Annotated in this window: 8 protein-coding genes; all 8 read right to left on the bottom strand. The window is 62.1% G+C overall.

Annotated elements, in window-relative coordinates:
• Nucleotides 1–4 precede the first annotated feature (4 nt).
• Nucleotides 5–1,192: a glycoside hydrolase family 88/105 protein gene (locus GO988_RS15225; RefSeq protein WP_232341527.1), complete on the bottom strand. Its 1,188-nt coding sequence runs from the start codon at nt 1,190–1,192 to the stop codon at nt 5–7.
• A gap of 14 nt (nt 1,193–1,206) precedes the next feature.
• The gene (locus tag GO988_RS15220) at nt 1,207–3,423 is read right to left on the bottom strand and encodes a hypothetical protein (RefSeq protein ID WP_198172785.1); all 2,217 of its coding nucleotides are present in this window, start codon (nt 3,421–3,423) and stop codon (nt 1,207–1,209) included.
• A gap of 223 nt (nt 3,424–3,646) precedes the next feature.
• Nucleotides 3,647–5,560, bottom strand: a complete 1,914-nt coding sequence (gene acs / locus GO988_RS15215; protein ID WP_157566927.1) for an acetate--CoA ligase — start codon at nt 5,558–5,560, stop codon at nt 3,647–3,649.
• 175 nt (nt 5,561–5,735) lie between these two features.
• On the bottom strand, nt 5,736–6,101 hold the full coding sequence (locus GO988_RS15210; protein WP_157566925.1) for a response regulator transcription factor: 366 nt from the start codon (nt 6,099–6,101) through the stop codon (nt 5,736–5,738).
• Between the two features lie 3 nt (nt 6,102–6,104).
• Nucleotides 6,105–8,915 carry a sensor histidine kinase gene (locus GO988_RS15205; RefSeq protein ID WP_317164880.1) on the bottom strand — a complete coding sequence of 937 codons (2,811 nt, stop codon included), beginning with the start codon at nt 8,913–8,915 and terminating at the stop codon, nt 6,105–6,107.
• A 133-nt stretch (nt 8,916–9,048) separates the two neighbouring features.
• On the bottom strand, nt 9,049–9,267 hold the full coding sequence (locus GO988_RS15200) for a hypothetical protein (RefSeq protein ID WP_232341526.1): 219 nt from the start codon (nt 9,265–9,267) through the stop codon (nt 9,049–9,051).
• 89 nt (nt 9,268–9,356) lie between these two features.
• Complete coding sequence (locus GO988_RS15195; RefSeq protein ID WP_157566923.1) at nt 9,357–10,835, bottom strand: MFS transporter; 1,479 nt, start codon at nt 10,833–10,835, stop codon at nt 9,357–9,359.
• Nucleotides 10,836–10,937: 102 nt separating this feature from the next.
• The gene (locus GO988_RS15190; RefSeq protein ID WP_157566921.1) at nt 10,938–12,449 is read right to left on the bottom strand and encodes a hypothetical protein; all 1,512 of its coding nucleotides are present in this window, start codon (nt 12,447–12,449) and stop codon (nt 10,938–10,940) included.
• Nucleotides 12,450–12,459: the final 10 nt, after the last annotated feature.

Raw genomic sequence — 12,459 nt, 5'->3', positions numbered from 1 at the left:
CGAGTCACGGCTTGGCTAGCATCTCGACCTCCACGCTGGCCATGATGAACGACCCTACCCCCTTGAAATCGTTTTTCTTGAGCGGTTCGCTGAGGTAATAGGCGTAGGAGCCGTCGCGGTAGGGCGTGCCGCCGAGGCCGCCTACCCCCACTGTACCGGTGAGGGCCAGCGTACCATCGGGCTCGGTTTGCACAAATTTTTGCACGATGCCGGCGTAGCCGCGGCGCGCCACCTGGCCAAATTTTTTATCGAGGTAGCCCAGGCGCGCCCCTTTGGCCAGCGCGTACACAAACATGCAAGAGGCAGAGGTTTCGATATAATTGCCTGCGCGTTGGCCCTGGTCGAGCACCTGGTACCAGCCGCCAGTAGCAGCGTCCTGGTAGCGCACCAGCGCGGGGGCCAGGTGCCGGAGGTCCTGGAGCAGCGCTGGGCGCTGGGGGTGGTTTTTGGGCAGGTAGTCGAGCACATCGACGAGCGCCATGGCGTACCAGCCCAGCCCGCGGCCCCAGAAATTAGGCGACTGGCCGGTGGTTTTGTCGGCCCATTGTTGGGCGCGGCTGTCGTCGTAGCCGTGGTAGTAGAGGCCGGTTTTGGGGTCGCGCAGGTATTTTTCAACGAGCGCAAACTGCTTGGCTACGTCGTCGAGGCCGGCCGCGTCGTTGGTTAGCACGCTGTACTCGGCTGCGAAGGGCTCGGCCATGTAGAGGCCGTCGAGCCACATTTGCTGGGGGTAGCGCTGCTTGTGCCAGAAGCCGCCCGCCGGAGTGCGGGGCTGCGCCACTAGCTGCTGATGCAGCTGCCGCGCCGCCTGGCGGTACTGCTCGCGGCGGGGTAGGCCAGGCTGCTGCATTAGGGTAAGTAGCGTGCGGCCGGTGTTGATGTTATCGAGGCTAAAATCCTGGTAGGTATAGCGCTGAATGCTGCCATCGGCCCCAATGGAGTAGTCGATGGTGCGCACGATATAGGCCAGGTATTTAGGCTGGCCCGTGCGTTGCCACACGCGCTCGATGGCCTTCAGCAGGAGGCCCTGCTCGTAGCCCCAGCGGGCAGCCTTGTTTTGCAGCAGCCCCAGCGAGTCGGGATACCATTGCATAAACGAATCGGCCATTTGCTGCGACAGCGGCCGGGCAGTTGGCTGGGCCTGGCTGGCCAGGCTTAAAAAAAGACACGCAAGAACAACGCAATATCTCATTGGTATACAAGCAGCTAAGGCATTCGCTGTAAACCCTCCCAGCGCACTACCCAGCCAGTTTTGGGAATGCCCGGGTTGGGGGTAGTGCAGCCGTCGTAGCCGGCGCACATGAGGGCCACGGCCGCGAGCAGCCCCCCGTTGCCGGGCAGGTACAGGGGTAGGCGGCCCTCCTGGTAGTTGTGGCCGTTGGGCAGGTAGGTATTGGTTCGCACCTTCATCAGCAGCGCATCCACAGCCTTGTCGGGCAGGCCAAGGCGGGTGGCCGTCATCGCCGTCATGGGGAAATCCCAGCCCCAGGTTTTGTCCCAGCTCCACTCTTTCCAGACGAGGTCGAAGGTGCGGCGCATGGTGGCCGAGTCCTGCTGGCCGGTGGCGGGCATCATGCCCAAGGCCGCCAGCACCGAGGGGTGGTCGGTTTTATACTCAGGATTGGTGTAGGAATCGGGCGCACTTTCGGTGGCCAAGTACACGCCATTGGCCTGCGGCAAGGCCGCGAGTTTGTGCAGCACGTCGTCCCACTGCGGGTTACGGGGCTGGCCCAGGCGCTCGCGCCATTTTTGGGCTACGTCGAGCGCCCAGTGCCAGTACACTAGCTCGAAGGTTGGGTTGAAAGTATCCTCCGCCTTGAAGCGCTCCTGCGCCGGAATTACGCCTTTACCCAGGATGTAGCGGTCTTTGTCCTTCTCAAAGAAGGGGTAAGACGCGATGAATTCGGCCGTGGCCGCCACCCGCGCCTGGTACAGTTGCAGCGTGGCCGCCGTGGGGCGGGCGCGGTAGCATTCCTCGGCAAAGTAGATGGTGTGCGGCTGCTGCCATAGCAAGAACGCGCCCACCGACGACGGCCCTTCGGCGCCCCAGGGGTCGGTCATTTTTTGCCAGCGCACGCCGGCGTAGCCCTGGCGCTGAGCAATGGCGCGCGCCTCGGCCTGCACGTCGGGGCGGGCATACCAGGTGAGACTTTTTTCGAGTAGCGCGGCGCGGCCCCACAGCGCAAAGTGCGCGGCGTGCCACCAATGCATTTCGAGGTGCGGGCGGCCGTACCAGCTATTAAACAGCAGGCCAGTCTCTTGGGGCGGCTGCGAGCCAGTGTTGTGGATTTTGGTGAGGTACTGCGAGAGCACCACGCGGCGCTCGAGCTCGGCAGCGCGCGGGTCGAGGCTGCCGCTAAAATCCACCGCCCCACCGCTGCGCCAAAAGGCTTGCCACTGCTGCCGGCTGCTGGCCTGGGTAGCGGCGAAGGTGGGCGCGGCCGCCACCTTGCGCGGCGCAAACTGGCAGCTTACTTCCCATACCCGACTTTGGCGGCCGGGCATGAGCACATATTGGTGGGGTAGGCCAGCGGCCAGCTTGGCCGGTCCGCTCCAGGCCAGGGCCACAAAATACTTGGTGGTGTCGAGCTGATGCGCCAGCAGCGCATGGCCCGGCTGCTGCGCAGCAATGGCCGAGCGATGCTGGTCGGCGTGCGCGTAATTCGTGCCCATATCGGCCCAGCCCGCCGTTGGAAACGGAAAGCGCAGGGCCACTCTTAGGCGGCCAGTCTTCAGCAAATCCGATTCTATGCGCACGGCCACGGCGTCTTGCTGCTGGTGCCCGGCCGTGACCACCGCCACCCCTACCCCCTCTACGGTAAAGGAGCTGCGAATTTCGCCGGTCCACGGATTCAGCTCCTGCCGGATGTTGTGGATGTCGCGCAGGCTAGCTGGCTGCTTGTCCTTTTTCAGGATGATAAAGCCTAGATTGCCCAGCTGTAAGCGGTGCGGATTGGCGCGCAGAAAGTCAACGGCGTCTTTGTTGCCAGGCGTTTTTACCTGCACCGAATACGGCACTTGGCGGCCGTTGAAGGTGTACTCGCGCAGGCTTTGCGTGAATTGGTAACCCGCTTTGTTGGGGAAGCGGTGCCAGCCCCACTCCGATTCGGTGCCCAGCGGAATACCTTTTTCGTAGTGCGCCGGGAAGGTTTGCAGCCCCGTAAAGTCGGTGGTGAAGGCAAAGCGGCCGTTGCCCACGGTAAGCGAGGAAAGCGAATCGGTAGTGGTGACGCGCACCTTGTGGCGCTCGACCAGCGCCTGGCGGTCGATGGGGATAACGGGCACTGCTACCACTCCTGGCTGCGCAACAGCTACTTGCAGCATCACTTGCGTAATACCTAGGCAAATCCCTGATTTTCTACCAAATAAGGATAATAAAGAAACCAGGTGTGAGCTGCGTAGCCAGGCGTTGTAGTGCTGCATAAGGGAGGGGTGGGAAGAGGTAAGCGGGTAGCGGCAGCTTGTTCAGCGACGCCTAAAGCTAGTGTGGGCCGTGGCGCGAAGCTCTCCTGTAGCGTACTGCTTGGCTGGCCAGCAAGGGGTAGGGCGTGGTTTTAGCACCCGCTATGTTAGCTCAAAAAAAGCGGGCTGGCCCCTGCTTGCGCAGAAACCAGCCCGCTTTTTGGAGGCAGCTAGGGGCAGGCGGCTATTTGCGGCCCGCCACAATCTCTTCGACCACCAGTGGGTCGAGCAGGGTGGTAGTATCACCCAGGTTAGCGGTTTCGCCCTCGGCCACTTTGCGCAGAATGCGGCGCATAATTTTGCCCGAGCGGGTTTTGGGCAGGCCCGACACAATTTGAATTTTATCGGGCTTGGCGATGCGGCCAATCTGGGCCACTACGGCTTCCACAATGCTGGCTTCGGTGCGCTGGTGGTCGAGGTCGGTGGTAGGCACGCCGTTTTGGCAAATGACGTAGGCATAAATACCCTGGCCCTTCACGTCGTGGGGGTAGCCGACCACGGCGCTTTCCACCACGTACTCGCTCTGGTTGATGGCATTCTCGATTTCGGCAGTGCCGAAGCGGTGGCCGCTCACGTTTATCACGTCGTCGACGCGGCCAATGATGCGGTAGAGGCCGTTCTCGTCGCGGCGGGCGCCATCGCCCGTGAAGTAGTAACCGGGGTAGGGCTGAAAGTACGTTTGGCGGGCGCGCTCGTGGTCGCCCCAGGTGGTGCGAATGACGCCCGGCCAGCTGGCTTTAATGGCCAGGTAGCCCTCCTGGTCGTTGCCTTCAATCTCGGTGCCGTCTTGGTTGAGCAGCACGGGCTGCACACCGGGCAGGGGGAGGCCAGCGCGGGCGGGCACGCTGGGCGTAATACCGGCCAAAGCCGAAATCATGATGCCACCGGTTTCGGTTTGCCACCAGGTGTCTACGATGGGGCAGCGGCCCTTGCCCACGTGCTGGTCATACCAATGCCAGGCTTCTTCATTAATGGGCTCGCCCACCGAACCCAGCACGCGCAGGCTGCTGAGCGAGTAGGCCAGTACGTGGTCGACGGAGTGCGCCATGAGCGAGCGAATGGCCGTAGGCGCGGTATAGAACGCCGTAACGTGGTGCTTGTCAATCACTTCCCAGAACCGACCCGGCGATGGAAACGTGGGCACGCCCTCAAACAAGAGCGTGGTGCAGCCAGCCAGCAGGGGGCCGTATAAGGAATACGAGTGGCCCGTTACCCAGCCGATGTCGGCGGTGCACCAGAATACGTCGTTTTCCTCGATTTGGAATACGTTGCGGAACGTGTAGTCGGCCCACACCATGTAGCCAGCCTGGGTGTGCACCACGCCCTTGGGCTTGCCGGTGCTGCCGCTGGTGTAGAGGATGAAGAGCGGGTCTTCGGCGGCCATTTCCTCGGCGGGGCATTCTTTTTCGACATCCTGCACTTCGTTGTGGTACCATATATCCCTACCCCCCTGCAACTGCACGGGCCAGCCGGTGTGCTCCACCACAATCACGCGCTGCACGGTGGGGCAGTTTTGCAGGGCCTCGTCCACCACGCTCTTCACAGGTATTTGCTTGGCGCCGCGGTTCAGGCCGTCGGCCGTGAGCACGCAGGTAGCGCCCGCATCGTTGATGCGGTCGGCAATGGCGGCGGCCGAAAAGCCCGCAAACACCACCGAGTGCACCGCCCCCACGCGGGCGCAGGCCAGCGTGGCCACGGCCAGCTGCGGTATCATGGGCAGGTAGAGCACCACGCGGTCGCCTTTTTGCACACCGTTCTTCTTCAACACGTTGGCAAACTGGCACACCTGCTCGTACAGCTCGCGGTAGGTGAGGCGCACGTGCCGGGTTTTGGGGTCGTTGGGCTCGAAGATGACGGCTAGCTTATTGGCGCGCTGCTCGAGGTGGCGGTCGAGGCAATTTTCGGTCAGGTTGAGTGTGGCCCCCGCGTACCAAGTGCTAGTGCCGGCCGGCGAAAACTCGCCGCCGCGCACCGTGTCCCACTTGCGGCGCCACGTAAAGGGCTCGGCCGCGGCGGCCCAAAAGGCGTCGGGGTCGTCGATGGATTGTTTATAGTCGGCGTGGTATTCTTCGAGCGTGCGCGTGCGAATGGCAGACATGATTTAGGGGGAGTTGGGAATTGAGAATGAAGTAGGAAGAACTGTTTTTACTTATCAGTGCGCGCCTGCGAAGCAAGCACCCCGGAACGCTGCATAAACTATTGGCGCGCGTATCGTGCGGGTGCGCTTGCTTCGCAGGCGCGCTGGCAATAGGCGGGGGCATAGCAGCTATGGACTAAGCCCCCAGTAGCTCGCGCACTTTTTGCATAAGTTGGCGGGTGCTGAAAGGCTTGGGGATGTAGAGGTCGGCGCCGGCTTCGTAGCCCTTCTGTACGTCGGTGGGCTGGCTTTTGGCCGACAGGAAAATGACTTTGGTGGCGGCGCGGTCGGGGCGCTGGCGCAGCTGGCGGCACACCTGGTAGCCGTCCACATCGGGCATCATCACATCGAGCAGCACCAGGTCGTAGGGCGTTTGGTTGATGGCGGCCAAGGCCTCGGTGCCGTTGCGGGCGATGCCAACCTGGTAGCCATTCTTGCGCATCAAAAACTCTAAGGACATGACGATATTGGGCTCATCATCAACTAATAGGATATACGGCATAGCTTATAGCGAAAAGGAAGGGGTAGGCGAAAACGGCGCCGCTGCCCGCGCGGGCAGCACCAAGGGCAACTCAATAAAAAAGCGGGCGCCCTGGTCGGGGGCGCTCTCTACCCAGATGCGCCCCTGGTGCAACTCCACTATTTTTTTGGTGATGGCCAGGCCCAGGCCCGAGCCCTCGGGCTTGCGCATATTCTGGTGGCGGGCCTGGAAGAATTTGTCAAAAATCTGGTGCTGCTCAGCCAGCGCAATGCCCTTGCCGTTGTCTTCCACGCACAGCAGTAGGGCGTCGGCGGCGGGCCAGGCCAGCACCGCAATGCGGCCCGGCCGGCTCGGCGCCGTGGCCTTTATGGCGTTGGAGAGCAGGTTGATGAGCACCTGCATCAGGCGGTCGTGGTCGGCGGGCAGGGGGGGTAGGGCGGCGGGCACGTCCACGCGCAGTTCGGCGCCGGCCTCGCGGGCCAGTTGGGCCACGGCCTCGGCAGCTTCGTGCACCACGTCGGCCAGGCGCAGGGGCTGGCGCTCGAGGCTAGCCTGGCCGCTCTCAAACTTCTCCAGGTCAAGCACCAAGGAAATAAGACGGGTCAGGCGTTCGGCTTCGCGGCCGATGGTGTGCTGAAAGCGCTCGCGCTCCTCCACTTCCAGCTCGGGGTTGTCGGCCAAGATTTCGGCCAGCGCCCGAATGCTGGTGAGCGGCGTGCGCAGCTCGTGCGTGACGGTGTAGAGGAACTCGTCCTTCTGCTGGTCCAGGGCCTGCAATTGCTGGTAAGCCTGGCGCAGCTCGTCGGTGAGGCGCTGGAGCTGGCGGCTCTGCTTTTGGAGCTGGCGGTTGGCTTCCAGCAGCAGCTGGCTTTCCTTGAGAATGCCCACCACATTGTCGTAGCTCACTTGCTCGGCGCCCGCCACGCCCGCCAGCAGCAGCCGGGCCGAAGCAGGCCCGAGGCTACCGGCCAGTAGCTTTTCGGCGTAAGTAAGCAGGCGCGGGTCGGCGGCCGGCAAGGGGTGATTGGCTGAGGCGGGGGTAGGCGCGCCGGTACCGTCGGCCGTGGGCAAAGCATCGGGAAAGCGTTCGGCGAAGGCGCGCAGCGCCTGGTTGGTGCGCTTTTTACCCAAGAAGCCCAGCAGCAGGGCACGCACATCGGGCAGCGGGGTGCGGCCCTGCCAGCCAGCCACCTCCTCGGCCAAGCTGCGGCGCCGAAACACATCCACGAACACGTCGGCCTGGCGCAGCTCCAGGGCCGTGGGTGGCGTGGCCAGCGAAGCGCCCACGTAGAGCCCAATATTCAGAAACCAACTCCAAAACAACCCGTGCGAGAGGTAATCGAGGCCATCGAGCCCCAGCAGCGCCCCTGGGCGCAGCCAAGCCACCCCCCCTACCCCGTCGCTGAGCACCGAGGCCGGCAGCCGGCCCGGCCCCACCAACGTGGGCAGCACCAAGGTAAAAAACCAGATGGCAAAGCCCCCCAAAATGCCCAGCGTGGCACCGCGCCGGGTGCCGCCCTTCCAGTACAAGCCGCCCAGCAGGGCGGGCAAGAACTGCGCCACCGCCGCAAACGACACGAGGCCGGTATTTACGAGCGGCAGCTGCCGCCCTACCTCGGCGTAGTAGCCGTAGGCCAGGGCCAGCACCAGCACCACCGCCAGGCGCCGGCTGGCCAGCGCCACCCGGCTAAGGTAGGCAAACCAGCGGCGCTGGCGCTCGGGCCGGCCGGCGGGCAGGCGCACCAGCAGCGGCATCAGCAGGTGGTTGCTCATCATCACGCTCAGGGCAATGGTTTCGACGATAATCATGCTGCTGGCCGCCGACAAGCCGCCGATGTAGGTGATGAGCGCCAGCCACGAGTGGCCCGTGGCCAGCGGCAGCGCCAGCACGTAGGTGTCGGCATCGAAGCCACGCCCACCCAGCTTCAGCATACCGCCAAAGGCGATAGGCAGCACAAACACGTTGATGATGAGCAAGTACAGCGGAAACAACCACATGGCTTTGCGCAAGTGGTTCTCGTCCACGTTTTCGACCACCGCCACCTGAAACTGGCGCGGCAACAGCAAAATGGCCGACATGCTGAGCACGAGCAGCGTAAACCACTCGGCGCCGCTGGTACCGGTGCTTTTGAAGGTAAAGAGCTGCCGCAGTGCCGGCTCGGCCGCCGCTTGGTCGAACAAGTCGGTGAAGCCGCCAAACAGCCCAAACGTAACGAAGCCACCCAGCACTAGAAAGGCCAGCAGCTTCACCAGGCTTTCGAGAGCCACGGCCAGCACTACCCCTTCGTGGCGCTCGGTAGCCTCTACCGAGCGCACCCCAAATAGCATGGTGAAGGCCGCCAGCGCCACCGCCGTAAATAGGGCCGGGCCGCTGGTGCCCCCGCCGGGGCTACCCCCCGTCAGAATCACGAAGGACGTGGCAATGGCCTTGACCTGCAAGGCGATGTACGGCACCACGCCCAGCACGCACACCCCCGTGACGAGGGCGCCGAGCGAGGCGCTTTTGCCGTAGCGGGCCGAAATGAAGTCGGCAATGGAAGTGAGGCGCTGCTGCCGGCACACCCGAATTATTTTGCGCAGCACCAGCCACCACGCCGGCGCCAGCAGCCCCGGCCCCAGGTAAATACCCACAAAGCTGAGGCCTTGGTGCGCCGCCCGCCCCACCGAGCCGTAGTAGGCCCAGGCGGTGCAGTACACGGCCATGCTTAGGGCGTACACGTACGGGTTGGCTACTAAGCTTTTGCGGGCCGCCGACCGGCGCTCGGCGGCGTAGGCCACGCCAAAAAGCAGGGCCAGGTAGCCAAAGGAAAATGCTATAACAAGCAGCTTATTCACCGTACGGCCGGCGCGAGGTTTCGCGAAGAAAAGGGTGGGTTAAATACAAGGGTAATAGCAACACGAGGGGGTAGGCCCGGTAGTGCGCAAGCTCGCTGCGGCGCCCGGAGGTTTGCATGAAGCCGGCCGTGGGCTAAGTGGCCTTGCGCACGAGCCAGGCGGTGAGTAGTATCAGGGCCAGCCACAGCAGCAGCAGGTAGAGATAAAGCACCGGCACACCCGCCACGCGCGTTGGCCGGTCTACTGCTGCCAGCAAAGGGTAATTGAGCAGCACCGCAAACAACACTGCCACAAACAGCAGGCGCTGGCCCTGCCGCAGCGCGTTTCCCTCCGGATTCATTTCCTGCTTCATTTTTCAAAACTACTACCCCCTCACTTTAAGCAAAAAACCCGCCGGGCAGCGCGCCCGGCGGGTTTTGTAGCTAGCAGGCAGCGGCCGCCTTAGCTGTCCATGAGCTTGACGTTGCGGGTGTCTTTCATCAAAGCTGAGCCCACAAAAAAGCAAATGAGCGCGATAATGACGGGGTAAGCCAAGCCCAACAGGCTGCTGTGCTCTTTGGCAAACGTACCGGCCGGCTGCGCGGCAGCCCACACCCCAATGGAGGTAGCAATAAGCGGCACGAAGCCCCCAAATACGCCATTGCCAATGTGATAGGGCACCGACAGCGACGTGTAGCGCACGCTGGTTGGGAACAACTCAACGAGGTAGGCGGCGATGGGGCCATACACCATCGTAACGAATACCACGAGGCAGAACACGAGCGCAATCATGGCCGGAATATTGGGCGTGAGCGCCTTCATGACGGCGGGCACGGCCTTGCCAGCGGCATCCACCGTGGCGGGCGTGATTTCGGTGAGCGGCCCGGCAAACGCCTTGATGCCGTAGAAGAGCGGGATGGTGAACAGCGCCCCGCAAATCATGCCCGTCATGATGATGCGCTTGCGGCCAATGCGGTCAGAGAGCGAGCCGAAGTACACAAACAACGGCGTGGCGAGCAGCATCGAGACCACCATGATGATGCTCGAATGCACGATGTCGAGTTTGAGGGTGGCGTTCATGAAGGTGAAGGCCTGAAACTGACTGGTATAGAAAATTACGCCTTGGCCCATGGTGACGCCAAACAGCGCGATGAGTACCAGGCGGCGGTTAATAGGATTCACGAACGAATCGCGCAGCGGGCTCTTGCTGGTGGTGCCGGTAGCTTTGGCTTTAGCAAACAGCGGCGACTCGTGCAGCCGGCGGCGGATATAATACGAGGCAATAACCAAGAAGCCCGACAGCAGGAATGGAATGCGCCAGCCCCACTCTTTAAAGGCCTCTTCGCCCAACGCTTTGCGCGTGATGAGGATAACCGAAATGCTGAGAATAAGGCCGCCGGTGGCCGTAATCTGGATGAAGCTGGTGTAGTAGCCGCGCTTGGCATCGGGGGCGTACTCGGCCACGTAGGTGGCTGCGCCGCCGTACTCGCCGCCTAGTGCCAGGCCCTGCAACAGGCGCAGCACCACCACAATAGCCGGCGCCGCCAGCCCTATTTTGTCGTAGCTAGGGATGAGACCCGTGATGAACGTGGCCCCGCCCATGATGAGCAGCGTCACCAGGAAGGTGTATTTGCGCCCAATCATGTCGCCGATGCGGCCGAAGAACATGGCCCCGAATGGCCGTACTACGAAACCCGCCCCGAACACGGCCAGCGCGCCCAGCAGCGTGTCCTCAATCTTGCCCTTCGAGCCAAACAGCACTGGCCCAATAATGGCCGCCAGCGAGCCAAAGATGTAGAAGTCGTACCACTCGATGACCGTGCCCACCGACGAGGCCGTGATGACCTGCCAGATGGTTTTCGAATCAACTTGGTTGTTGTCGTGCGCCGCCGGCGCGTCCAGCGCCGCATTATAGGCGTTGGGATTCAGGCTTTGTTCCATAAGATGTAGGGTGGGGAAAGTTGATGCTTACTTATTGTTTTTCAGCCCTTAGTGCTCGGCTGCCGGGTTATTTAAATAACCCAAGCACCGGGCACTAATTGCCTACAGATACACCTGCGCTTGCAGGGTGACTTCGGGCCGGTAATTCACGCTATTGACCGTGGCCTGGCCGTTGTTGGCGGGTAGGAAAGACTGGTCGCTGAAATCGGGGCGGGCGCGGTAGTTGAGGGTAAATTTTGCGTTGTGGCCGTCGAGATACAAGTTGAGGCCCGCATCATACACGTTCACGCCCTTAATGGTCCCGTCCGCATTGCGCAATCCCTCCAAGTTGTTGTGCAGGTACGCCACGTAGGGCTGGAGCTTGGCTTTGGGACCCAGCAGATTTTTGGGCAGCAGCAAGCCCAACTGCGCATAAATGCTCTGGCCCGTGCCGATGAGGGGTAGGGCGTTGCCGTAGAGGTTGGTAGCGCCTGTAAAGCCGGTTGGGGCCGCGATGCTCGTGCCGGGGTTTATGACGCCGGCGTTGCGCACGTAGTTGGGGCCCATGCTGTAGTTGTAGTACACCCCGTAGAAGGTAACGGCCGTGTTAGAGGCCGTATCAATCGGCGCATCGTAGAATACATCGGCCCCGAACAGCTTGATGTCGTGCGTGCGAAAGGAAAGCGCGTAGGGGTCGGTGGGCAGCGTAGTGGGCAGGGCCGAAGGCCGCGAAAACATGCCATCGGCGTTGTAGTGGAAGCCCGCCCCGATGTTGAACACCTTCTTAGTACCCAGATATGTACCAGTGGTAAAGGGCAGCAAATTAGCTTCCTTATCCATAAACTCGTAGCTGAAATAGCCCTGGTAAATTTTGTTGGAATTGCGGGCATAGAAGGCGGCTACGTTGGTGCGCACAGTAGCCGGCGTATTGGCCGCGCTGGGGGCCAAGGCATCGTCGATGGCCACGCGGTAATCAAAGTTGCCGATGCGGCCCTTGGCATAGGCCCCCAGAAAAAAGCCAAACTGGTCGGTTTGGTCTAGGGTAGGGAAGTTCACCACCGGAATATCGTAAGCCAGCATATTGGCTGTACTGGCAGCCGTCATGCGCGAGATGCCAGTCTGATAGTTGAGGCCCGCCCCGATGTTGAGGTACTTATTGATGCGGTATTCGCCTACCGCCTCGTGCATGTAAAGCGGCGCACGCTTGCCGGGGCCGTTGGGGTCGTTGGGCAGGCCACCGCTTATGGAAGCTTGGTTCTCAATGCCCAAATCCAGAATCATCAGGAACCGGGGATTGAGTTGCGCCAGCGTGATGAGGCGAGCCCGGCGAATACTAAAGGCTAGTTGGTCGCTCTTGGCTACGCCGTTGCGCAGGGTGTTGCTGTTGTTTTCGTTGTACTGCGCCCAAAACTGCGCCCAGCCGATGAAGCGCAGGTATTTCGAACCATCGGGTGAGAGGTTAACCTTCATTCCCGCACCGTAGGGCACCGGCTTGGCAGGCGCAGGGGTGGCGGGCGGAGCGGCCGGTGTAGCTGGGGGGGGCGGCGTACCCGGTGCGGGTGGCGTAACCTGGCCGAAAGCCGTGCTGGCCAATAACATGCTCCCTAGAGCTAGGGCGTAGCGAGTATTTCGCATGGTGTGTGGG

It is taken from the genome of Hymenobacter ginkgonis (assembly GCF_009755225.1).
Taxonomy (GTDB): domain Bacteria; phylum Bacteroidota; class Bacteroidia; order Cytophagales; family Hymenobacteraceae; genus Hymenobacter; species Hymenobacter ginkgonis.
This window is presented reverse-complemented; position numbering and strand designations above follow the sequence as displayed.

Bases quoted from the DNA above. Each gene is read 5' to 3' on its own strand.
- GO988_RS15225 (WP_232341527.1), bottom strand. From the start codon at position 1,192: ATGAGATATTGCGTTGTTCTTGCGTGTCTTTTTTTAAGCCTGGCCAGC.
- GO988_RS15220 (WP_198172785.1), bottom strand. From the start codon at position 3,423: ATGCAGCACTACAACGCCTGGCTACGCAGCTCACACCTGGTTTCTTTA.
- acs (WP_157566927.1), bottom strand. From the start codon at position 5,560: ATGTCTGCCATTCGCACGCGCACGCTCGAAGAATACCACGCCGACTAT.
- GO988_RS15210 (WP_157566925.1), bottom strand. From the start codon at position 6,101: ATGCCGTATATCCTATTAGTTGATGATGAGCCCAATATCGTCATGTCC.
- GO988_RS15200 (WP_232341526.1), bottom strand. From the start codon at position 9,267: ATGAAGCAGGAAATGAATCCGGAGGGAAACGCGCTGCGGCAGGGCCAG.
- GO988_RS15195 (WP_157566923.1), bottom strand. From the start codon at position 10,835: ATGGAACAAAGCCTGAATCCCAACGCCTATAATGCGGCGCTGGACGCG.
- GO988_RS15190 (WP_157566921.1), bottom strand. From the start codon at position 12,449: ATGCGAAATACTCGCTACGCCCTAGCTCTAGGGAGCATGTTATTGGCC.